This is a genomic window from Streptomyces sp. SID8352 (assembly GCF_009862265.1).
Classification (GTDB): domain Bacteria; phylum Actinomycetota; class Actinomycetes; order Streptomycetales; family Streptomycetaceae; genus Streptomyces.
Window position 1 is genome coordinate 1 of the sequence record NZ_WWGX01000091.1, and the last position, 20547, is coordinate 20547.

A 20547-nucleotide genomic window follows, 5' to 3' on the forward strand; every position below is an offset into this window, starting at 1 on the left:
CTTGCGCCCGGGATGCCGGGCCCGACGCTCCACTTTCGGCAGCAGCGGCTCGACCACAGCCCACAACGCGTCATCAACATCCCACGGCTTCGGCCGAGCCACCCCACACCCCCGGATCAACAGTCCCGGAGTGATCCAACCACCTCAAAGATCATTTCGTTAGGAGTTCTAACTGCGTGACAACGCCGACAGACAGCGGCGGACAACCGCGCACACCTGCGGACCATCGCAGCAGGTGAGAGGCACACCGCCCCAAGGTCCGGCGTTCACTCAAGTTGCTTCGGGACGAAGCGGTCATCAGGCAAACCCTGCCCGCCACGCTTCCGTCGGCGCGACTGGCTCTGGTCGACGGCATAGTAGCGTGGCTGAGCCCAGTGGGGGTACAGCGAGGCACACGCGCGCCTGGTCGGTCGGCGCACCCGCCATCGTGGCTGACTGTCGTCGGCTGGGGTTCGAGCCGCGATCCGTCGGTTGCGCTTTCGGTAGTATCCGGTGACGCGGTCCCAGGGACTCGCACGTCCAAGGGGGGAGGGAGGCCCTGGTTGCGACTGGGCCTCCCTCCCCCTTGGGTAGGTTGTCATCCTCTAGGTGAACAGTTCAGGGCCGCCCTCACCCCTCCTGCGTCGTACTCGCCGCGAGCAGGTGCCCCCGGCTGACGGCCACCCGGTGGACGTCCCGGAGGGCCCTGGTCAGCTCTTCCGCCAAACGCCGGGCTTCCGTCGGGTCCGTGTCCTGGTCGGTGAGGATTTCCGACGCCTGCTCCAGCAGTTCGGCCGCGGTCCCGAGTTGTACCGCCTCGATGTTGTCCGCCAACCGGGACATGTAGCTTCTCCGGTCTTCGGTACTGAGGTAGCAGGGCTTGCCTCCCGGACCGGTCCACGGAAGGAGTCTCAGTTCGTTGTCCGGCGTCGTCATCCCCCAGTCTTCCTCTCCTCGGCCATGTGGTGAACGGTGAAGACGGCCTCGACGCGGTCTCCCGGGAACGCCAGGAGCGCGGCCTCAAGGACGCGGCCGGCCGGGTCGGTCGCAAGGCGTGTAACGGCGAGCACGGCCGCCTGGGAGCCGATGCGGAGGGCCGCGGCCTCGTCCGCTGTCGGGAGACGGACACTCACCGTCTCCCGAACGACGGCCGGCGACGGTCCGAGAACGGCGAAGCGTGCGATCGCCTCGCGGCGGTCGGAGTCGTCGTCGAACACCTCGGCTTGGGCCAGGTCCCGCGGCAGATAGATGCGGGCCAGCCCGCGCGGTACCTCGCCTTCCAGGCCGAGGCAGAAGAACTCGGCGAGGGGACTTCCCGGCGGGACCCTCAACAAGTCCGCCAGGTACGCCGAGGCCTGGACCGAGGCGCTGCGGACGGTGACGCGGAAGGACGGCCCGGCCGCGGTCGAGAGGTCCATGGTGCCCCAGCCGCCCACGTACGTGATCTTCCGTAGGGGGCGGCGGACGAAGTTGCCCTTGCCGTGGACCTTCACCAGGAGCCCTTCGCCCTGGAGCAGAGCGAGGGCATGGCGCAACGTCACCGTGCTGACCTCGTAGCGCCCGGCCAACGCGAGTTCGGACGGCAGGCGTTCGCCCGGCTGGACATGGCCGGCGGTGATCTGGTCCCGGAGATCCCCGGCGATCTCGTGGTAGCGGGGAGACACCCGGCCGGTCACCACCTTCTCCGTGTGCGTACGGCGATGAGCCGCGTGCGCGTGTGTATGGTCAGCAGTTCTCCCGAGTCGAAGACCAGCCGCTTGCCTCCCCGGGGAAGCTGGAAGAGATCCCGTACCCGGCAGGTCCGGCCGCCGAGCTGGATGATGTCGCCGCGTCGCACCGTGGCCGCGGTGATCTCGACGTTGGAGAACAGAGCGCCGTGGGGGAACCGTTCGATCACCCCGCCACCTCCGCCCGAACAGCCGGGCCGACCGTCGAGTGGCACGGGCAGTCGCACGCCTCATAGACCACCGGCAGGCCGACCGGCGCCGCCTCCGGGGAGGACTCCGCGCAGACGAGGTGCGCGCCGATGCGGCAGTCGGCCGAACGATAGGACGAGGCGCCCGTGAGGCGCGGCTCTTGACCGGGGGACATCAGTGGGCCCCCGCCATGGCCAGCGGCCGGGCATCGGCCGGCAAGTGCGGCGCGACGAGGACCGTCCGGCTCCGCACCCGACTTTCCCAGGCCAGGACGTAGGGGCGGACGAGTGCGATGTCCTCGCCCGCGAGCAGGGGCGCGCCCGCGTCCTCGGCGGTGACCCGGCCCAAGGCGGGCGGCAGCACGTCAACGGGGCGGGAGCGGTCGGCTGAGGTCACCGGTCGCCGAGAAGGAGCCTGAGGAGGACGGCGGTGCCTGCCGCCGGAGGCCTGCCGCACTCTGGTTAAGGAGAGGGCACGGCGGATACGGTTGAGCACGCTGGTCAGCTCCTATCGCTGATGGCCCGGTCCCCCGACATCGCCCGTCGTGGGGACCGATTTACGTACGACCGCCCAGAGGGTGCGGCCGTTCATGCGGGTGGCGAGCAGGCCGAACCGGTCGGCAGGAGCCACCGCGTCCAGCACCTCCCGCCAGGTCTCGGCGGAGAGCGAATCCGGTAACTCCGCCTCCACCGATGTGTGCCGAGGGTGTTCCTCCACCCGTGTGGTGAGCCCGAGGGCGGACAGCCGGGCGGCGAGAGCCGCCGCGCTCAAACCCGAAGCGGGCACAGGGCAGCCCTCCCTCACCGACAGTCACCTTGAGTGAAGCTAGTTAACTAGATTAGAGCTAGTGGACTAGATTTTCCATATGCCTGAGCAGCCGCCCTATCTCCGCATCGCCGACGAACTCCGGCGGCGCGTCGCGGAGCACGCGTGGGCACCGGGGGACCGTCTGCCCTCCCGCGCCCAGATCGGCCAGGAATACGGCGTCGGCGAGAACGTCGTGCGCAGGGCGCAGGAGCTGTTGATCTCCCAAGGCGTGCTGGAGGGGCGGGCCGGATCGGGCACGTACGTCGCCGAGCCCCGGCAGCGCGTGCGGATGGTCCGCTCCTCGGCGCGTGAACAGCCCGGCGGCTCGCCGTTCCGGGCGGACATGAAGGCCGTCGGCAGGCAGGGCGACTGGGAGAGCCGCACCGAGGCCAAGGTCCCGGCGCCGGCGGAGATCGCCGCGCGTCTCGGCATCGCCGAAGGCGATCTGTGCGTGCGGACCGCTTACGAGTTCCTGGCCAACGGCAGGCCCGTGCAGTTGTCGACGAGCTGGGAGCCGTACGACCTCACCACCGGCACTCTCGTCGTCCTCCCCGAGGGAGGGCCGCACGCCGGGGCAGGCGTGGTGAACCGGATGGCCGCCATCGGAATCACCGTCAGCCACGCCGTGGAGATGCCGGAGCCCAGGCAGGCGACCGCCGAGGAGGCCTCGCTACTCGGCATCCAGAAGGCCGCGTTGGTCACGCACATCCGGCGCACGTACTACAGCGACTCCGGCCGCCCCGTGGAGACGGCGGACATCGTCGTGCCCGCCGCGCACTGCGAGATCGTCTACGAGATCCCCATCAACCGATAGGGCGGACGCGGAGCGTGTCGTCCCCCGACCGGCGCCGTGTCCCGTCCCGCGTGGGCGCAGTTGCTGAACTCCTGCGACTGGTCCCGGCCGTGGGGCGTGCCCCCGGCGTGCCCCCCGCGTGCCCCATCCGTGCCCGATCGAGCGGGAAACCGGGGGGAACAGGGGTGCCGAACGGGCTTGGGGACTGCGACGGCCCCTGACCATAGGCAATGGTCAGGGGCCGTTCTCATGCGGTGGGTGTGGGATTTGAACCCACGGTGACTCGCGCCACGACGGTTTTCAAGGCCGATCGGCACGCAGCAGCCATACCCGCCCTCACCTGCCCCTTCCCCGGTTCAAGGTCGCCGCGCGGCGGCTCTGGTCCACACATGGTCCATGAGGGTCCGGAAACGGCCCTCTCGGGGTTCTCCGCCGCCACGTGCGACCCTGGGCAACAGTCGTCGCTCCCGGAAGGAGGTGCCGTGCCGGAGGCCAGCCCGCGCGGAACCTATCTGCTTATCGCCGATGCGCTGCGAAAGGACATCGAGAAGGGGCTGGACGGAGACTCGCTCCCGTCCGAGGCCGCTCTCATGCGGACGCACGACGTCTCGCGCAACACCATCCGGCGCGCGCTCAAGACCCTGGAGGCGGAGAAGCTCGTCACCTCCGTTCCCGGCGCCGGCTGGCGGGTGTCCAGCAAGCCCATCAGGCCGCTCATCAATCGCATGACCGATCTGATCACGGAAGAGTCGCTGGCGGTGGGCGATGCCTATCCGTCGGAGTCGAAGCTGTGCGAGCGCTTCGGCGTCTCCCGTACGGCAGTCCGGCACGCCCTCGCCCAGATGGAGGGAACCGGCCTGCTCGCCACGGTCCACGGCAAGGGCCGCACCGTTCGCGCTCTCCCGACGAACCCGAAGGATACGTAGCCTTGGCACCCATGGGGCTTACCGAGTGGGCGTACTCGCTCTCCGAATCGATGTTGTCCGAACCGTTGCCGCGCCGCTGGGCACACTCCCTCGGCGTCGCCAAGCGGGCCCGTTCCCTGAGCCCGATCCTCGGCACGGACGCCGAGCTGCTGGAGGCCGCGGCCGTCCTGCACGACGTCGGGTACTCCCCTTCCATCGCCACGACCGGCTTCCACCCGCTCGACGGCGCGCGGTTCCTCCGCGACCAGGAGGGTGCCGACGAACGAGTCGTGCGGCTCGTGGCCCATCACTCCTGCGCGCTCCTGGAGGCGGAGGAGCGGGGGCTCCGTCATGAGCTGGAGTCCGAGTTCGAACTGGAGCGACCGGAGCTGGTGGACGCGCTCATCGTCTCCGACATGACGACGACGCCTGACGGCGAGCACACGACGCCGGCGGCCCGGTTGGACGAGATCGTGCGGCGGTACGGGCCGGACACGATCGTCGGCCGCTTCATCCAGCGGGCGGCGCCGGAGATCTACGCCGCGAACGAGCGCGTAGAACTCCGGATGACTACCGCCGCGGCCGGCGCTCAGCCGATGTAGGGCGCTCGCCGGGTCTCGTCCAGGCCGTGCGCGATGCGGAGCCGCATGGACGGGTGAATGTCCAAGCCATCGAGGTCCACCGGGTCCACCCAGCGGACCTCCTTCGATTCGCTGCTGGTCTGGAGAGCGCCCCCGACCGGGTGGGCCCGGAAGCAGATGGAGAATTGCTGCCGCACTTCGCCGTCGTCGTAGGCGAGAACGTGATTGGGGTCGGTGTAGAGCCCGACGATGTTGTCGACCTCGACGCGGATCCCGGTCTCTTCCTCCACCTCACGAACGGCCGTGTCGCCGATCCGCTCGCCGATGTCGTGGCCGCCGCCGGGAAGTGCCCACAGGTCGTTGTCCGTCTTGTGGATCAGGAGAAGGCGCCCGTGGTCGTCGCGGACCACGACCGTCACGGAAGGCACCACCGAGTTGGCCTTGGGCGCTTTGGGGTCGCGGAAGTAGTCGATCCGGCTCATGCGTCCGATCCTCGCAGGTCAGTGGGCGACGAGATGGGGCGGGCGCTATCCCAGACGCGCTCAACGCTCTCCGCGTAGGCGTCGAACAGCTCCCCGCCGGGCACGCGCTGAAGATGGAGGACCGGCGCCATGTAGGCACCGACGCCGTACAGGTGTCCGTTGGCGAGCATCACGTCGTCGGCGCGGTAGATCGAGTTGTAGAGCGTGGTGGAATGCAGCCGGAATTCGACCCCGGGGAGCCCGAACAGCGGCGTGTAGTTCACCAGGGCGTTGCGAATCTTGCTCGCCATGGCGCCGCCGATGTCCTCATCCTCGCCGCGCACAGCGACGGCGGCTGAGTCGGGGTCGCCGAGCATGAACCGGATCCGTAGACCGTCGGCCGACTTCTCCTTCACGACTTGGTGGAACGCAGCGTCCTCGGTGAGCCAGAAGCCCGAGTAGACCAGCACGTCGAAGTGTCGCGTGGCGCAGGCGTAGAGCTGCGCCCATAGCCGATTCGGCACGACCGAGCGATGCGGGTACAGCTGGACCAACTCGGCGTTGCCCGCCTCAGTCACCTCTGCCGACGTCCGTTCCTCGGGCCAAAGGTAGGACACCTCCCGCCCGAGAAGGGATGCCGTCGCGTACTTATACCGGCGGTACGGCTGACGCTTGGGCTCATTGACCCAGCGCTCCACGGTCTTCGCCGACACCCCCAGTCGCTCAGCGATCTGGTCCAGCGTCATACCGCTTTCGACGATCGCGCCGCGCAACCGCTCATTGGCCATGCCGTGCACTCCCCCTGAGGGACGACTTGGGACGACTCCACCGTAGCGAGGACGTCCTGAAGTTGGGCAAGCGCGGGGTTCGTCGTCGCGCCTGATCAAGCCACGCTTTAGGGACCTCAGCGGGGCGGACTCGCGAAGCCGAAAAGCCGAAGGACTTGACGCCGCGCACCGTTCACTCCATCCTGAGGAACAGGTACTACATGTACCTCACGCCCGGAGGGCTCCGCCTATGGCGGTGCTCGATGGAAGCGACTGGTGCTTGAGAACTGAACAGCGTGATCCACCGCAGCAACACGGTCGTGAGGACGCCGACCGAGGCGAGTGGAGACCAGCCGATCGAGACCGGGCCCGCGTCACAACCGGGCCCCACACCCCGCATGGGGGACACGCAGTCGGCTCTAAAGAACCGCGTGGCCGACATTGACGCCGCAACGCGCTCCGGGAACCGGACCTCCCCGGAGTCAGCGGCACCACGCGAGTCGGAGGTCCGACGCAGTACCCCACGACTTCCACAGCCGCTCGGCTGCGGCCGGTTGCCTCCCCCGCCCGTCTCGTACGGGCGGGGTGGCGGGGAGCCGGAAGTTCCCACGACTCCAAACGGCAAGAGGCCCCGGTGGTCGGACACCGGGGCCTCGTTTCGGGCCGTTCCAACCCCTGCGAGAGGAAGTACGACCCATGAACGTGATCGTTGCTGGTCAGAGGATCGTTACTCGGGCCGAGCTGATCGAGGCCGCGCTCGGCTTCGACTCCGACCCGGCCGAGACGCTGGAGTTCGACTCGGCGGCCGGCCAGGACGCGCTGCGCGACATCGTCGCCGTCCTGGAGACCGAGGCCGACACCGACATCGACGCCGAGGACCTCGCCTACTACCGCAGCCTGCTCGGCGCCCGCGTGCTGGCCTTCCCCCGCCGCTCCGCCCTCGGCTTCGAGCGGGGTGCCGCGTGAACCGCATCACCTACTGGGCGCTCATCGCCCTGTGCGTCGGCGTCGAGAGCTGGGGCCAGGTCATCGGCGTCCGAGACCTCACCCTGATCGGCTTCTTCGCCGGCCTCGGCGTGGTCGCCGTCCACCGCCTCCTGCTCCGCGCCGACCGCCACGAGGCGGGTGAGGAGTCGTGAGGACCGCCGCTCAGATCCTGCTGTTCGTGCTGACCGTCCTGGAGCTCACGCTCGGCCTGGTGGCCGGGGCGGTCGCGCTCCTGAGTCTGGTCACCGAGACGATCGCGCGGGCCGCGACGGCCGTCGACGAGCGCTTCGCCCGACGGTTCCGCCTCGCCCGCGTCTCCCCCAAGCTCCGCAAGGAGCTCGCCGACGTCCTGTACGGAATCGCCACCCCTGCCGGAGGTGCTCGATGAGCTCGTACCGCGAAGACCGCCGGGCCGACCGGGCCGCCGAGCGGGCCCAGGACCGCGAGGACCGCCGCCTGGAGCTCGACGCCCAGCGCGAGCGCGAGGCCACGCAGGCCGAGGAGAAGCGCAAGGACGCCGAGGCCAAGCGCCGCCAGGAGCAGGCCGACAAGAAGGCCCGCGCGGCCGAGAAGGCGGCGAAGAAGGCGGCCACGGCCGCCAAGCGCGCCAAGCTCATCCGCTGGCTGAAGGCGAACCCGGCAACGCTGTTCGTGGCGTTCGTGATGGTCGCCTCGATCGTCCCGGCGATCCTGTCCCAGATCGGCGCCCTGACCGGCGCGAGCGTGGCCGCGCCGATGGCCGGCCTGCTCGCGGCGATGCTGGAGGGCGGCGCCTGGGCGATCACGTTCATGGGCAAGCAGGCCGAGGACGCCGGCCGTGAACCCAGGAAGTACCGGATCGGCACCTGGGCCGTCGCCACCGTCGCCGCCGCGGTGAACGTCTGGCACGGCCTGGAGGCGTACGGCGAGCACCCGTGGGTCGCGTTCGTCCTCGGCGCCTCCTCGCTGTTCGCGATCTACATCTGGGACCTGAAGACCCACGGCTCCCACGGCAAGACCAAGGCCGAGAAGAAGGCGGAGAAGGAGCGGCGCGCGCACGTCGCCGCCCGCCGCAAGCACCACCCGCAGATCGTCGAGCAGGCCGTCAAGCTCCAGGCCGCCCTGCCGTATGGAGTCCTCGACGACGAGGCGGCGTTCGCCGCCGCGTGGCGCATCCACACCGGCGCCGAGCCCGGCCTGTCCGCTCAGCTCTACGCCACCGCGACCGAGGCCGTCCTCCAGCTCGGGGCCGCGTTCGAACTCGGCGACAACGTCCGCGAGGAGCTCCTGGAGACCGGCTTCAAGGCCGCCCGCCTCAACCCCTTCGCCGAACTCGCCCAGACCCCCACATCTCAAGCGGGACTTGGGGAGAACGCCCCTTCGACTCCCGCCCCGACCGGCCGCGCGGACGGCCCTGAGGGCAAGTCCGAGGAGGAGCTCGAAGCGCTCCTGCCGGACGCCCTCGCGGCCGCCGCCGAGCTCGTCGCCGAGGGCCGTCAGATCTCCGCCCACGGCCTGGCGAAGAAGCTCCAGATCCGCCGCGTCGATGCCGCCGTTCTGCGCAACCGCGTCATCGAGCAGCGCCGCCTGCACGTCGCCTGAACCACCCATGTACGCGGGGCCCGGCCCTCGCCTGGCAGCACCGGCCGGGCCCCGCTACCTCACCAGGAGGCACAGCAAGCATGACCGAGCACCTCACCGAACACACCCCCGCTCCCGCCGCCTCCGGCCCGGAGCCGATGGCGACCGTCACGTTCCTCCGCCCCGCCCCGGTGACCGTGCCGCCGATGCCGGCCGAGCCGCCGACGGTCGGCCCGGACGACCGCACGGTGGTCCTGGAGACCGCACGCGTCATCCTCGACAAGCCCACCGCCCCGGCGCCGGTGGTGGGTCGGGTGGAGAAGGTCGACCTGGACGACTTCGACGCCGACGCCCCGCTTATCCCCGCCTGGATGTACTCCGCCGAGGGCTGGGCCGCGTGGGCCGGAGTCTTCTACCGGGCCCGGCGGCGGGACTTCCGCCGCTGGGTGCGCCGTCAGCCGACCCAGCGCGGCCACGTCCGCCAGTTCGGCCGCGGCGCCCGCCGCACCCACGAGTGGGTCGTCGGCTTCGAGGGCGTGCGCGTGCAGTCCGCCGCCCACACCGCCCACGTCCTCACGAGGGAGGCCAAGCTCGCCGCCCGGCACGCCCGCTTCACCCCGCGCATCCTCGGCACGAAGAAGGAACTCGCCATGAAGGCGTCCGAGAAGGCGACGAAGGCCGCCGAGGAAGCCGTGCTGCTGCACAAAAAGGCGAAGAAGGACCGCAACCGCGCCCGCAACCTCCGCGCCGGCGTCGCCTACGGCCCGCCGCTCGCCGCGATCGGCACCGGCTACGCGATGGCCGGCGGCCTCGGCCTGACCGCAGGGCTGCTATCGACGTTCGCCGGGGGTGCGTTCGTCGGCCGCAAGCCGTACGACGAGGAGGCGGACTGGACGAGCGACTGGCGCTCGCTCGGCGACGGCGACCGCATGACCGCCCCCATGCTCGACCAGACCTTCCGGGCCGCGAAGGTCATCGGCTCCGAGGAGACCCTCGGCGTCGTGCAGATGCCGATGCTCGACGCCCGCGGCGCCTGGACGGCCGTGCTCGACCTGCCCCCGGGGGTTCCGGCGAAGAAGGCGATCCGCGCGACCGACGAGCTCGCCGCCGCGTTCGGCGTCGAGGAGGCCCAGGTCTCCGTCGCCAAGCGCGGCCGCGCCGGCCGCATCGAGCTCTACGTGAGCCGCGAGCTGCCGTTCACCCAGGCCCCCGTCCCCGGCCCGCTCCTCGCCCTGGAGTCGCCCGCGAACTTCTGGGGCCGGATCAGCATCGGCCCGGACGTGCGCGGGATCCACCAGTCCATCTCCGTCGTGGAGCGCTCCGGCCTGATCGGCGGCGAGCCGGGCGCGGGCAAGTCGGGGTCGGGCAACACGATCCTGCTCGCCGCCGCGCTCGACCCGCGCGTCATCCTGCACCTGGCCGACGGCAAGGGCGGCGGCGACCTGGAGCCCTTCGAGCCGCTCTGCGAGGCGTACGAGGGCGACGCCGACCCCGAGGCGTTCGACAAGATGCTCGACGACGAGCTGAGGGACATGAAGGCCCGCTACGCGCTGCTGAAGAAGCTCGGCAGGCGCAAGGTCACCGAGGACCTCGCGGACAAGTACCCCGAGCTGCGGCAGAAGCTCCTGTGGGTCGACGAGCTGATGCTCTACACGACCGACGACGAGTACGGGAAGAAGATCACCCGCAAGCTCCGCAACCTCGTCTCCCGGGGCCGGGCGGCCGGGATCATCACCTTCTGCGCCACCCAGAAGCCCGGCTCCGACGTCGTCGACACCTCCCTGCGCGACCTGCTCTCCATCCGGTGGGCCCTGCGCTGCACCACCCCCGAGGCGTCCGACACGATCCTCGGCAAGGGCGCCGCCGCGTCCGGCTACAGCGCGAAGACGATCCAGTCGGAGATGCGGGGCGCCGGCCTGCTGTGGGCCGAGGGCACCAACCCGACCATGGTCCGCGCCGACTTCTACGACGACGACCAGGTCACCGCCCTGATCGAGCGTGCCACCGAGTGGCGCCGTGCGGCCGGGACCCTGCCCAAGGCTCCGCTCCGGCTCATCGACCAGCTCACCGCGCTCGCCGACGAGGGCGACGAGGACGCCACGGTCTTCGCGCAGGTCCTCTCCTGCTTCTTCGTCGAGGACATCGCCGCCCGGCAGCGGGCCGTCAACGGCGGCATGGACCGGGAGAAGGCCGAGGAGGAGATCACCGTGGACTGGCTTCCCGGCCAGGTGATCCTCGACTACCTCAAGTCGCAGTACGTGCCAGTCACGGCCGAGAAGCTCGCCGCCCTCGTCCAGCGCACGGACGAGGAGAAGGCCAAGCGCCCCTGGGGCGAGAAGGGCTCCCGCCTCGCGGGCTACCCGCTCGCCCGCGTCGAGGCCGCCGCCACCGCCCGATTCGGACTTACCGCCTGATTCCGACCCGGACGCAACCCGGACGGGTGCCCGGTTCGACCCGGATTACCCCCGGGCGGACCGGACTCCGACCTGGACGCCAAACACCCCGACCTGGACGCCCGCGTCCGGGTCGGGCCCGGATCCGTCCAGGTTGCCCACCTCTCTGACCTGCGTAAATGCGGAGCCGTCCGGGCCGCGTCCAGGTCTCTGTCCTAGCTCAAACCGGTACATAAGGAGTCAGGCACTGTGACCGCCCAGACCCTCACCGCCCCCGCCGTCCCGGCCCCCGAGCTCGCCGACGAGGCGGCGCTCCTGGTCCGCGAGATCGAGCAGTACCTCACCGCCCGCGTCCGCACCACCGCCCACCCCCTCGTCACCAAGACCACCGCCGAACTCATCGCCGAAGCCCTCGGCACCCCCGCCCCGACGGCCGGGCCCGCGCCGACCCTCGCCCCGCCCACCCGCGCGCTGCGGCTCCTGCCCGACTGGGTCCTCGCCTTCCCGCTCCTGCGCCAACTCCACGGAGCCGGGAGGCAGATCAGCGTCGCCGAGCACCTGGAGCTCACCGCGCTCGTCATCGAGCGCTACGGCTGGCACCGCGGCGCCCTCCGCTCCACCTCCGGGCGCCGCTGCATCCTCGGCGCCCAAGCCGCTCTCTTCCGCCTCGGCTACGGCGACGAGCCCACCGCCATCGCCGCCGGCCACCGCCTCCAGGCCGTCCTCACCGCCCGCGGAATCACCGAGCCCTACCACCGCTGGAACGACGCCACCGGCCGCACCCGCGCCGAGGTCCTCGCCCTCGTCCGCACCGCCGCCACCCACGCCCGCCGCACCACCACCGCCCAGGAGCCCCGATGAAGCGCCCCGGCCAGAAGAGCGACGGCTTCGCCGGCAACAGGCCGCTCAGCGACGCCGACGCCCGCCTCGGCAACAACGCCCGCAAGCACGAGCACCCCGACACCACCCGCAAGCCCCACGGCCCCAAGGCCTCCTGACCTGAGGAGACAGACATGTTCAACGCCGGAGACAAGGTCCTGATCGTCGCGTGCGAGGACGACCCGCGCGCCATCGGCAAGACCGGCCGCGTCCTCGACGAGGTCCCCCCGGGACCGCTCACCGACGGCCGCTGGACCGTCGACCGGATCAGCATCTGGATCGCCCCGGTCCTGGTCCACGCCCACGAGATCCGCAAGATCGGCTGACCGCCGCATGATCTCCCGCGACCGCATCCGCCAGATCCGCGCCGAATCCGACTCCGAGCACCGCACCCACGAGTGGGCAGACCGGATCATCGACGAGCTCCTGACCGAGGCCGAGACCCGCCACGCCGTCGACTTCGCCGTCCGCGGCATGACCGACGCCCAGGGCCGCCACCTCGCCCAGCGCCTCGCCACCGTCCAGCGGCACGGCACGCCGCCCACCGCCGCCGAGCTCGACGAGGCGTACGACCTGCTCGTCCTGCTCCTCGCGGCCGGCGCCAAGTACGGGATCACGCTCGACGACTGGGACTGGGTCGCCGACCTGCCCGGCACCTGCCGCGACCTGATCCGCCACAAGCACCGCTGACCACACCCGCTCCCCGAAAGGAGAACCGCCGTGGCCATAACCGTCTCGCTCGTCGCCCTGTTCGGGCTCGTCCTGTTCTTCCTCCTGCGCGCCGAAAACCTCGGCTACGGCTCCGCGTTCACCGCCGCCGGATTCGGCTTCTTCCTCGCCTCCACCGGCGCCGCCACCCCCATCAACCAGCTCACCAACAGCGTCATCGACGCCCTCTCCAACCTCTGAGGAGCACCCGCATGACCCGCAAGACCCTGCCCTGGTTCGAGACCCTCACCGACAGTGCCTACGCCCTCGGCGCCGCCGCCCGCGAGACCCGCACCGCCCTCCAGGCGGCCAAGGCCGCCGTCGCCCAGTACGACCTCGACCGCGTCCGCCTCCTCGACGGCGAGATCACCGTCCCCGGCCTGTTCACCCCGCCCCGGCCCCACGACCGCGCCGTGATGGGCATCGGGAAGGTGCTCCAGGAGTGCCGCAACCGGATGGAGCGCCTCTACACCGACGCCGCCCTGAGCTACGCCTACGGCACCGCCTGGGCCATCCTGCGCGTCCTCGACGGCCAGGAGCCGCCCCGTGTCGAGCTGGGCTTCACCGCCGAGGGGCACCTGAGCATCCCGGCCGAGCTCGCCCCCATCCCGCCCGTGATGGCGGGCCTGGACCGCTGGTGCGACAGCGCCAAGTTCGCCAAGGCCCGCCAGCGGTGGTGGGAGTGCGACTCCGCCGGCGAGTACGCCTCAGCCCTCGCCGACCAGGAGTACCTCGCGGACCACGAGGCGAACGAGATGCACCAGGCGCTGGACGTGGCCCAGGGCGAGGCCGATGCCGCCTACGCCTACGGCGTCCTCGCCGAGTCCGCCCTCCACTTCGCCCTGCTCGGCGCCCGCCACAACCGCCCGTAGCTGCGCCGAGGGCGGCCCCCCTCTCGCCAAAGACCGGGGCCGCCCTCGTCCACCAGCACCTTCTACAGAACTGGAGATACCCAGCATGACCTATCCGAACGTGTCGCGGCAGGAGGCCGCGTGCTGACGGCTGCTCCTGGCACCCTTCAGGCGGCGCTCGACGCCGCGGCCCGGGGCTGGGCGGTCTTCCCGCTCCGCCCCGGCACGAAGCGCCCCGCCCTGCACGGCGAGGCCCGCTGCCCCCGCACCGGGGCCTGCGCGGGCGGGCACGTGAAGTGGGAGGAACGGGCCACCACCGACCCCGAGCGGATCACCCGCGCGTGGGCGCAGGCCCCGTTCAACATCGGCCTGGCGACCGGACCGTCCGGGCTCGTCGTCGTCGACCTCGACATGCCCAAGGACGGCGCCGCCGGCCCCACCGGCGCCGAGGTGTTCGCCGCCCTGTGCGAGCGCGCCGGACAGCCGCTGCCGGGCACCTTCCGGGCCGGTACCGCCTCCGGTGGCCAGCACCTCTACTTCACCGCCCCGGACACCTCGCGTCTCGGCAACTCCGCTGGGCTGTTGGGTGAGTTGGTGGACACACGGGCGTGGGGCGGGTACGTCGTCGCTCCCGGCAGCGTGACGCCCAGCGGGGCGTACACGGTCCTGGACGACGTCCCGGTCCTTCCGCTGCCCGGATGGCTCATGGAAGCGCTCACGGCCCGCCAGGAGCCCGCACGGCCCCGCACGGCCGCTCCTCTGACCGTGCCGAGGGTCAGCGGGAGCCGGGCGGCCCGAGCGGCGCTGGAGCGGGAGTGCCGCAACGTCCAGGCGGCGCCGGCGAAGCAGGCGAACAACACGCTCAACCGGTCCGCGTTCCTGGTGGGGCGGTTCGTCGCGTGGGGCGACCTCGACCGCGCGGTGGTGGAGGAGGCATTCCAAGGGGCGGGGGAGGCGAGGGGCCTGACCGCGGCCGAGTGCCGCGCCACGATCCGCAGCGCCCTCGACAGCTCCATCCGCAAGGCCCGGCCCCGGGAGGCGGCATGAGCCCCCAGAACCCTCCCCCCTTGGAATGCCCTCCCGCCACCGACCGGCCCGCTGCCGCCGAGCAGCCGGTGCGCCTGCGGACCGTGGGCGCCCGAAAGGTCGTCGCCGAAGGCGTCCCTTCTGGTTCTGACCCGCACCCGGCCACCGGGCCGAGGATCCTCGCGATGCTCCACATCGGCGCGGCCGGCCGCAACGCGATGCCCACCGCCCACTCGTGGTGCTCCTGCGGCCGGGACCTGAAGGCGTTCGGACACCACCAGGTCGCCCGGCTCACCGCCGACCACACCCGCCACCGCACCACCTGCCCGCTGCTCACCGAGGGAAAGGAAGCCGCATGAGCCCGCACGACCCCGAGCTGTGGGCCGGGTTCGAGGAGATGACCGCCGAGGACATCGCCGGGCCCGTCTGGGACGAGCCCGTCCCGCTCAACCCGCGCGGCACGCTCCCGGCCTTCCCTGTCGACGCGCTGCCCGACTGGCTCGCCGCCATGACCGCGGGCGTCGCCGAGGAGACGCAGACGCCCGTCGACCTCGCCGGGTGCCTGGCGCTCGCGGTCGTCGGCACGGCCGCCGGCGGGCGCCTGACGGTGTCCGTGCGCGGGCAGTGGAGCGAGCCGGTCAACCTCTACACCGCCGTCGCCCTGCCGCCCGGCAACCGCAAGAGCGCCGTGTTCGGGCTCATGACCAAGCCCCTGCTCGCCGCCGAGAAGGCGTTGATCGAGCTCACCGCACCCCAGCGGGCCGAGGCCGCCGCAGCGGCCCGCATCTCGAAGGCCGCGGCCGAAAGGGCCGAGAAGCTGGCCGCCAACGCCGAGCCCGAGAAGCTGGCCGAGCTGACCGCCCAGGCCGTCACCCTGTCCGAGGCCGCCGAACGGGCCGTCGTCCCGGCCGAGCCCCAGCTCGTCGCCGACGACGTCACCGCCGAGTCCCTGACGACGCTCCTCGCCCAGCAGGACGGCCGCATCTCGATCCTGTCCCCCGAGGGCGAGATCTTCGAGATCATCGCGGGCCGCTACTCCGGCGCCCCGAACATGGGCATCTTCCTCAAGGGCCACGCCGGCGACATGGCCCGCGTGAACCGCCAGGTCCGCGAAGCCCAGTACATCGAGACCCCGGCCATCACCATGGGCCTGGCCGTCCAGCCGGATGTCCTGGACGCCATCGGGCAGATCAAGGGCGCCGACGGACGCGGCCTGCTCGCCCGCTTCCTCTACTCCAAGCCCGAGTCCCTCGTCGGCTACCGCAACCTCACCCCCGACCTCCTCGCCCCCGAGACCGCCAGCACCTACGCCCAGAAGCTCGGGCACCTCGCTCTGACCCTCGCGGCCTGGACCGAACCCGTCGCCCTCACCCTCACCCCCGAGGCCGACGCCGTCCTCCTCGCCTACCAGCGCGTCACCGAATCCCGCCTGCGCAAGGACGGCCCCCTCGCGCCCATCATCAACTGGGCCAGCAAGCGCGACGGCGCCGTCGCCCGCATCGCCGGGCTCCTCCACCTCGCCACCCACCCCGAGGACGCCTGGCACCGGCCCATCGCCGCCGAGACGATGGCCGCCGCCACCCGGCTCGGCGACTACTTCACCGCCCACGCCCTCGACGTGTTCAACGCCATGAAGGCCGACCCCGCCCAGGAAGCCGCCCACACGGTGCTGACCCACCTGAGCGAGACCCGCACCGCGACCTTCACCAAGCGCGACCTCTTCCGCGCGATGCCCCGCAGCGAGTTCCCCTCCATGGGCGACCTCGACCCCGCCCTGGACCTCCTGGAGGAACACGGCTGGCTCCGTCAGCAGCCCCCGCCGCCCCGCAGCACGCGCGGCGGCCGGCCGCCCTCGCCCCGCTACGAGACCCACCCCCGGGTAACCTCCGCCGCCTGAAAACCCCCGAAACCGCTGACAGAACTGACAGAACCTCCCGACCAGCCGCCTGACCTGCACAGACGAGCACTTTCGGAGCTCTGACAGAACCTCCGGAAACTCTGACAGAACTCAAAAAACCTCCCCCAGGGGATGAGCGCCCGCCCTGACAGAACCTAGGTTTTCGAGGTTCTGTCAGAGTTTTTTGAGGTTTTGTCACAGCGGCCGAAGTGGACAAAACAGCAGGTCAGAGGCCATACGGCGAGGTTCTGTCAGTTCTGTCAGCACTTTCCGGGGTTTTCAGCACCCCGGACCGAGCCGAAGGAACCGATCTGTGGCACGTCAGCCGATGCTCAAGCTTCCCGAGGTCCTGGCCGAGCTCGACATGAGTCGCGCGGCCTTCTACCGGATGCGCGCCCGCGGCAACGGCCCGCGTCTGCTCAAGCTCCCCAACGGTCAGCTTCGCGTTCGCCGTTCGGACCTCGACGCCTGGCTGTCCCAGTGCGAGGAAGCCGCCGCCTGACCCACCCCGCAACGAGGGGGCCCGCCGCTGGTGGGCCCCCTCGCCTATCTGGAGAGACATGCTCACGTACGACGTAGACATCTGGTCCATCCGACAGCGCAAGGGCCGCCCGAAGCCGTTCCAGCTGCGGTGGCGGGTCGGCGAGCGGGCTCACTCCCGGAGCTTCACGCTCAAGCCGCAGGCAGAAGGGCGGCAGTCCGAGCTGCTGGCCGCGCTGCGCAACCGCGAGCAGTTCGACGAGGAGACCGGGCTGCCCGCCTCGGAGTTGGAGGCGTTGACCACACCCAGCTGGTACGAGCACGCCACCGCTTACGTGCTGATGAAGTGGCCGAACGCGGCGGCCAAGCACCGGGCGAGCATCGCCGAGACGCTGGCCACCATCACGCCGGTATTCGCGTCCACCCAACGCGGGGCCCCGAAGCCCCCTGTGCTGCGGAAGGCGCTCTACGGCTGGGCCTTCCGCGCGGTGCGAGACGAGGAGGGCACCTTGCGACTGCGGCACCAAGTCGAAGAGCCGCCGGCAGACGTCGCAGCCGCGCTCGCCTGGATCGCCGAGCACACGTACAAGATGACCGAGGTCGCCCGGTCGGACCGGCTGCGCGCGGCCCTGGACGCTATCTCCAGGAGGCTCGACGGGAAGCCTGCGGCCGACAACACGGTGAACCGGAAGCGCATGGTGCTGAGCAACGTGCTGCGGTATGCCGTCGAGCGGACGATCCTCCCCGCGAACCCGCTGGGCGGAGTGGACTGGGCGGCACCAGTGAAGGACGACGAGGTCGACTTCCGGTACGTGCCCAACCCGGAACAGGTCACCGCCCTCATCAGTGCTGTGCGGCAGATCAGCGGCCGGGGCGAGCATCTGGCCGCGTTCTTCGGGTGCCTCTACTACGCCGCCATGCGTCCCTCGGAGATCGCAGCACTGCGGGATGTGGACTGCACGCTGCCGGATTCCGGGTGGGGCGAGTTGGTCCTCGCCGCGAGCCGTCCGGAGGTCGGGTCTGGCTGGACGGACGACGGGAAGTCGTACGACGAGCGCGGCCTGAAGCGACGTGCCCGCAAGGCCACCCGCCCGGTGCCCATCCCGCCGGTCCTCACCACGATGCTTCGAGAGCACAAGGAGCGGTACGGGGTGGCGGATGACGGCCGGCTCTTCCGTGCGGTCGAAGGTGGGCGCATCACCTCTACCGAGTACTGCGCGCTCTGGGACGCGGCCCGGCTCAAGGCCCTCTCGGCGAAGGAGGCGAAGACTCTTCTCGCGGATGTGCCGTACTCCCTGCGCCACGCCGGGGTGTCCTTGTGGATCAACTCCGGCGTGGATCCGGTGGAGGTCGCCCGGCGGGCCGGTCACAGCCTCACGGTCCTGTTCCGGTTCTACGCCAAGATCCTGCGGGGCCAGCAGGACAAGGCGAACGCGCTCATCGAGCAGGGGCTCAACGGCGGCTGAGTCGCTGGTCTTGGTCCACACATGGTCCATACGCGCTGGTCAGGATCGGGATACAGGCGAGTCAGGGTGAGACAAGGTGCACGTAGAGGGCGGGCCCCGGATTCCGGGGCCCGCCCTCTGACCTGCTACTTCTCTGACCTGGCGGTGGGTGTGGGATTTGAACCCACGGAGACATCGCTGCCTCGACGGTTTTCAAGACCGTTCCCTTAGGCCGCTCGGGCAACCCACCCCGGCGTCGCGCCCGCCTCCGGGCGGAGCGGGTACAGCCTACCGGGACGGTGGGCGCTGTGAACGGCGCGGTCCCGCAGGGTGTCCGCTCAGTCGTCGCCGGTCTTGGAGCCCAGGGTCAGGTCGGTGGTGCGCTGCTTGCCGTCGCGCTCGTAGGTGAGCGTGACCTTGTCGCCCGGCTTGTGGGTCCAGATCTCGCCGATCAGGGTCGGGCCGGAGTCGATCACCTGGTCGTCCAGCTTGGTGATGACGTCCCCGGGCTTCAGTCCCGCCGACGCCGCGGGGCCGCCCGGCTCGACGGGCGCCGAGCCGCTGACGCCCTGTTCGGTGATCTTGGCGCCGCTGGTGGTCTCCTCCAGGGAGACGGAGGCGCCGATCCTCGCGTAGACCGGCTTGCCGTGCTTGATCAGCTGCTTGGCGACGTACTGGGCCTGGTTGACGGGGATGGCGAAGCCCAGGCCGATCGAGCCCGCCTGGCCCGCGCCGCCGAGGCCGCCGCTGCCGGTGGACTGGATCGCCGAGTTGATCCCGATGACGTTGCCCTTGGCGTCGAGCAGCGGTCCGCCGGAGTTGCCCGGGTTGATCGAGGCGTCGGTCTGCAGGGCGCTCATGTAGGACGCCTTGCTGCCCGCGCTGCCGTCGCTGGAGGCCACGGGACGGTTCTTGGCGCTGATGATGCCCGTGGTCACCGTGTTGGACAGGCCGAAGGGGGCGCCGATCGCGATCGTGGAGTCGCCCACGGCCACCTTGTCGGAGTTCCCGAGCGGCAGCGGCTTCAGGTCGGAGGGGGCGTTCTCCAGCTTGATGACCGCCACGTCGTAGCCCTGGGCGTGGCCGACCACCTTGGCGTTGTACTTCTTGCCGTCGGGGAAGGTCGCGGAGAGCCTGCCGCCGTCGACCGCCTCGGCCACCACGTGGTTGTTGGTGACGATGTGGCCCTGGGTGTCGAAGACGAACCCGGTCCCGGTGCCCCCCTCGCCGTTGCTGCCCTCGGCCTGGATGGTGACCGTGCTGGGCAGCGCGGTGGCGGCCACGTCGGCGACGGTGCCCGGATCGCGCTTGACGGCGCCGCCGGTGTCGGAGGCGGTGACGGTGGTGGAGGCCCCGTCGTCGTTGTTCCTCGCCAGGGTGTAGCCGATGCCGCCCCCCAGACCGCCGGCCACCAGCGCGGCGACGAGCAGCCCGGCCACCAGCCCGCCCCGCCCGCGGGCGGGCTTCGGCGCCGGCGGCTGGTACGAGGCACCCCAGGCGCCACCGTGGCCGTCACCACTGCCACCGCCGTAGAACGGCCCGGCGGGCGGCGGGGGCGGCGGCCAGGAGGGGTCCGGGGCGGAGTGCCCGCCCTGGTGAGCCCCGTAGGGGTGGGCGGCGGGCGGCCGGAAATCGCCGCCGTACGGCTCCGGCGGCGGGAACGCCTGGTACGCGGGCTGCGTGGGAGCCCGGTGCGGCTGGTGGGGCGGCGGAGTCTGCCCGTGCGGCTGCGGCGCCCGGTACGGCTCGGACGGCTGTGGCGCCCCCTCCGACCGCACCGATTCCGGCCGCGTCGCTTCCGGACCCGTCGCTTCCGGCTGCGTCGTCTCTGGGCCCGCCGCACCGTCGGCCGGGGGCCGGTCGGCCGGGGTGCCGTCCTGCCGCGGGGAGGCTGCGGGAGAGGCCGACGGCACGGGAGGGGCGGGCGGGGCCGGGGGTACCGCGGTGCCCTCGTTCTCGGTGCTCACAGCTTCTCTCCTCGATCCACGGCTGGTGTGTCGGTCGCGCGAGCCGCGCGCTCCGCCGTATGCGCGGGCGCCGTACCGGTCCCGGCAGCCTGCCAAGCTTTTCCCACGGGCCGTCAGAGCACCATAAGCGGTTGCTGTGGGTCCG

27 protein-coding genes, 1 tRNA gene and 1 pseudogene are annotated in these 20547 nt (G+C 71.2%); 19 read left to right on the forward strand and 10 right to left on the reverse strand.

Annotated elements, in window-relative coordinates; translation table 11 throughout:
- The 6 genes and pseudogenes from GTY84_RS35055 to GTY84_RS27040 all read right to left on the reverse strand — a co-directional run.
- Positions 1-102, reverse strand: a pseudogene (locus GTY84_RS35055) (IS5/IS1182 family transposase); the annotation flags it as partial.
- A gap of 507 nt (positions 103-609) precedes the next feature.
- Entirely contained in the window at positions 610-915 is a 306-nt protein-coding gene (locus GTY84_RS27015; protein ID WP_161229014.1) for a hypothetical protein, read from the reverse strand.
- Positions 912-1655 (reverse strand): GntR family transcriptional regulator, encoded by a 744-nt coding sequence (locus GTY84_RS27020; protein ID WP_161229015.1) that lies wholly within the window; start codon positions 1653-1655, stop codon positions 912-914. The genes GTY84_RS27015 and GTY84_RS27020 overlap by 4 nt, the downstream gene beginning before the upstream one ends.
- Entirely contained in the window at positions 1652-1876 is a 225-nt protein-coding gene (locus GTY84_RS27025) for a hypothetical protein (RefSeq protein WP_161229016.1), read from the reverse strand. The genes GTY84_RS27020 and GTY84_RS27025 overlap by 4 nt, the downstream gene beginning before the upstream one ends.
- A 193-nt stretch (positions 1877-2069) precedes the next feature.
- Positions 2070-2291: a hypothetical protein gene (locus GTY84_RS27035; protein WP_237532704.1), complete on the reverse strand. Its 222-nt coding sequence runs from the start codon at positions 2289-2291 to the stop codon at positions 2070-2072.
- Positions 2292-2402: 111 nt separating this feature from the next.
- Positions 2403-2681, reverse strand: coding sequence for a hypothetical protein (locus tag GTY84_RS27040; protein ID WP_161229019.1), 279 nt, complete (start codon positions 2679-2681; stop codon positions 2403-2405).
- A gap of 79 nt (positions 2682-2760) precedes the next feature.
- Here GTY84_RS27040 and GTY84_RS27045 point away from each other — a divergent pair, with 79 nt between their 5' ends.
- The 3 genes from GTY84_RS27045 to GTY84_RS27055 all read left to right on the forward strand — a co-directional run bounded on the left by GTY84_RS27045 (position 2761) and on the right by GTY84_RS27055 (position 5002).
- Positions 2761-3516, forward strand: a complete 756-nt coding sequence (locus GTY84_RS27045) for a GntR family transcriptional regulator (protein ID WP_161229020.1) — start codon at positions 2761-2763, stop codon at positions 3514-3516.
- Positions 3517-3977: 461 nt separating this feature from the next.
- Positions 3978-4421: a winged helix-turn-helix domain-containing protein gene (locus GTY84_RS27050; protein WP_161229021.1), complete on the forward strand. Its 444-nt coding sequence runs from the start codon at positions 3978-3980 to the stop codon at positions 4419-4421.
- 11 nt (positions 4422-4432) lie between these two features.
- Complete coding sequence (locus GTY84_RS27055) at positions 4433-5002, forward strand: HD domain-containing protein (RefSeq protein WP_202551865.1); 570 nt, start codon at positions 4433-4435, stop codon at positions 5000-5002.
- On the opposite strand, the gene GTY84_RS27060 is transcribed toward GTY84_RS27055, so the two are convergent.
- The gene (locus GTY84_RS27060; protein WP_161229023.1) at positions 4990-5463 is read right to left on the reverse strand and encodes an NUDIX domain-containing protein; all 474 of its coding nucleotides are present in this window, start codon (positions 5461-5463) and stop codon (positions 4990-4992) included. The two genes, GTY84_RS27055 and GTY84_RS27060, sit on opposite strands and share 13 nt — an antisense overlap.
- A complete protein-coding gene (locus GTY84_RS27065; RefSeq protein WP_161229024.1) occupies positions 5460-6230 on the reverse strand; it encodes a helix-turn-helix transcriptional regulator in 771 nt (256 codons plus the stop codon). Before GTY84_RS27065 ends, GTY84_RS27060 begins: the two co-directional genes overlap by 4 nt.
- A 675-nt stretch (positions 6231-6905) precedes the next feature.
- Here GTY84_RS27065 and GTY84_RS27070 point away from each other — a divergent pair.
- The 16 genes from GTY84_RS27070 (at position 6906) to GTY84_RS27140 (ending at position 18456) form a co-directional block, all read left to right on the forward strand.
- The gene (locus GTY84_RS27070) at positions 6906-7175 is read left to right on the forward strand and encodes a hypothetical protein (protein ID WP_161229025.1); all 270 of its coding nucleotides are present in this window, start codon (positions 6906-6908) and stop codon (positions 7173-7175) included.
- Positions 7172-7348, forward strand: coding sequence for a hypothetical protein (locus GTY84_RS27075; protein WP_161229026.1), 177 nt, complete (start codon positions 7172-7174; stop codon positions 7346-7348). Before GTY84_RS27070 ends, GTY84_RS27075 begins: the two co-directional genes overlap by 4 nt.
- Entirely contained in the window at positions 7345-7584 is a 240-nt protein-coding gene (locus GTY84_RS27080; protein WP_161229027.1) for a hypothetical protein, read from the forward strand. The genes GTY84_RS27075 and GTY84_RS27080 overlap by 4 nt, the downstream gene beginning before the upstream one ends.
- The gene (locus GTY84_RS27085; protein WP_161229028.1) at positions 7581-8777 is read left to right on the forward strand and encodes a hypothetical protein; all 1197 of its coding nucleotides are present in this window, start codon (positions 7581-7583) and stop codon (positions 8775-8777) included. The genes GTY84_RS27080 and GTY84_RS27085 overlap by 4 nt, the downstream gene beginning before the upstream one ends.
- A gap of 80 nt (positions 8778-8857) precedes the next feature.
- Positions 8858-11170, forward strand: a complete 2313-nt coding sequence (locus GTY84_RS27090) for an FtsK/SpoIIIE domain-containing protein (protein ID WP_161229029.1) — start codon at positions 8858-8860, stop codon at positions 11168-11170.
- Between the two features lie 228 nt (positions 11171-11398).
- Complete coding sequence (locus tag GTY84_RS27095; RefSeq protein ID WP_161229030.1) at positions 11399-12010, forward strand: hypothetical protein; 612 nt, start codon at positions 11399-11401, stop codon at positions 12008-12010.
- Entirely contained in the window at positions 12007-12147 is a 141-nt protein-coding gene (locus tag GTY84_RS27100; RefSeq protein WP_161229031.1) for a hypothetical protein, read from the forward strand. The genes GTY84_RS27095 and GTY84_RS27100 overlap by 4 nt, the downstream gene beginning before the upstream one ends.
- Positions 12148-12162: 15 nt before the next feature.
- On the forward strand, positions 12163-12354 hold the full coding sequence (locus GTY84_RS27105; protein ID WP_161229032.1) for a hypothetical protein: 192 nt from the start codon (positions 12163-12165) through the stop codon (positions 12352-12354).
- 7 nt (positions 12355-12361) lie between these two features.
- The gene (locus GTY84_RS27110) at positions 12362-12718 is read left to right on the forward strand and encodes a hypothetical protein (protein ID WP_161229033.1); all 357 of its coding nucleotides are present in this window, start codon (positions 12362-12364) and stop codon (positions 12716-12718) included.
- 30 nt (positions 12719-12748) lie between these two features.
- Positions 12749-12937 (forward strand): hypothetical protein, encoded by a 189-nt coding sequence (locus GTY84_RS27115; protein ID WP_161229034.1) that lies wholly within the window; start codon positions 12749-12751, stop codon positions 12935-12937.
- 11 nt (positions 12938-12948) lie between these two features.
- Positions 12949-13608, forward strand: coding sequence for a hypothetical protein (locus tag GTY84_RS27120; RefSeq protein ID WP_161229035.1), 660 nt, complete (start codon positions 12949-12951; stop codon positions 13606-13608).
- Positions 13609-13728: 120 nt separating this feature from the next.
- Positions 13729-14634, forward strand: a complete 906-nt coding sequence (locus tag GTY84_RS27125; RefSeq protein ID WP_345943539.1) for a bifunctional DNA primase/polymerase — start codon at positions 13729-13731, stop codon at positions 14632-14634.
- Positions 14635-14654: 20 nt separating this feature from the next.
- Positions 14655-14972, forward strand: coding sequence for a hypothetical protein (locus tag GTY84_RS33185; protein ID WP_202551899.1), 318 nt, complete (start codon positions 14655-14657; stop codon positions 14970-14972).
- A complete protein-coding gene (locus tag GTY84_RS27130; RefSeq protein ID WP_161229036.1) occupies positions 14969-16510 on the forward strand; it encodes a YfjI family protein in 1542 nt (513 codons plus the stop codon). Before GTY84_RS33185 ends, GTY84_RS27130 begins: the two co-directional genes overlap by 4 nt.
- Positions 16511-16823: 313 nt before the next feature.
- Entirely contained in the window at positions 16824-17012 is a 189-nt protein-coding gene (locus tag GTY84_RS27135; protein WP_161229037.1) for a helix-turn-helix domain-containing protein, read from the forward strand.
- A gap of 58 nt (positions 17013-17070) precedes the next feature.
- Positions 17071-18456 (forward strand): site-specific integrase, encoded by a 1386-nt coding sequence (locus tag GTY84_RS27140; protein WP_161229038.1) that lies wholly within the window; start codon positions 17071-17073, stop codon positions 18454-18456.
- A 139-nt stretch (positions 18457-18595) separates the two neighbouring features.
- On the opposite strand, the gene GTY84_RS27145 is transcribed toward GTY84_RS27140, so the two are convergent.
- Positions 18596-18685 (reverse strand) — tRNA-Ser (locus GTY84_RS27145).
- 88 nt (positions 18686-18773) lie between these two features.
- Complete coding sequence (locus GTY84_RS27150; protein WP_161229039.1) at positions 18774-20402, reverse strand: trypsin-like peptidase domain-containing protein; 1629 nt, start codon at positions 20400-20402, stop codon at positions 18774-18776.
- Between the last annotated feature and the right edge of the window lie 145 nt (positions 20403-20547).

Coding starts and splice junctions, on each gene's coding strand:
- GTY84_RS27015 (WP_161229014.1), bottom strand. CDS start 915: ATGACGACGCCGGACAACGAACTGAGACTCCTTCCGTGGACCGGTCCG.
- GTY84_RS27045 (WP_161229020.1), top strand. CDS start 2,761: ATGCCTGAGCAGCCGCCCTATCTCCGCATCGCCGACGAACTCCGGCGG.
- GTY84_RS27055 (WP_202551865.1), top strand. CDS start 4,433: ATGGGGCTTACCGAGTGGGCGTACTCGCTCTCCGAATCGATGTTGTCC.
- GTY84_RS27060 (WP_161229023.1), bottom strand. CDS start 5,463: ATGAGCCGGATCGACTACTTCCGCGACCCCAAAGCGCCCAAGGCCAAC.
- GTY84_RS27065 (WP_161229024.1), bottom strand. CDS start 6,230: ATGGCCAATGAGCGGTTGCGCGGCGCGATCGTCGAAAGCGGTATGACG.
- GTY84_RS27070 (WP_161229025.1), top strand. CDS start 6,906: ATGAACGTGATCGTTGCTGGTCAGAGGATCGTTACTCGGGCCGAGCTG.
- GTY84_RS27085 (WP_161229028.1), top strand. CDS start 7,581: ATGAGCTCGTACCGCGAAGACCGCCGGGCCGACCGGGCCGCCGAGCGG.
- GTY84_RS27090 (WP_161229029.1), top strand. CDS start 8,858: ATGACCGAGCACCTCACCGAACACACCCCCGCTCCCGCCGCCTCCGGC.
- GTY84_RS27100 (WP_161229031.1), top strand. CDS start 12,007: ATGAAGCGCCCCGGCCAGAAGAGCGACGGCTTCGCCGGCAACAGGCCG.
- GTY84_RS27105 (WP_161229032.1), top strand. CDS start 12,163: ATGTTCAACGCCGGAGACAAGGTCCTGATCGTCGCGTGCGAGGACGAC.
- GTY84_RS27110 (WP_161229033.1), top strand. CDS start 12,362: ATGATCTCCCGCGACCGCATCCGCCAGATCCGCGCCGAATCCGACTCC.
- GTY84_RS27120 (WP_161229035.1), top strand. CDS start 12,949: ATGACCCGCAAGACCCTGCCCTGGTTCGAGACCCTCACCGACAGTGCC.
- GTY84_RS27130 (WP_161229036.1), top strand. CDS start 14,969: ATGAGCCCGCACGACCCCGAGCTGTGGGCCGGGTTCGAGGAGATGACC.
- GTY84_RS27140 (WP_161229038.1), top strand. CDS start 17,071: ATGCTCACGTACGACGTAGACATCTGGTCCATCCGACAGCGCAAGGGC.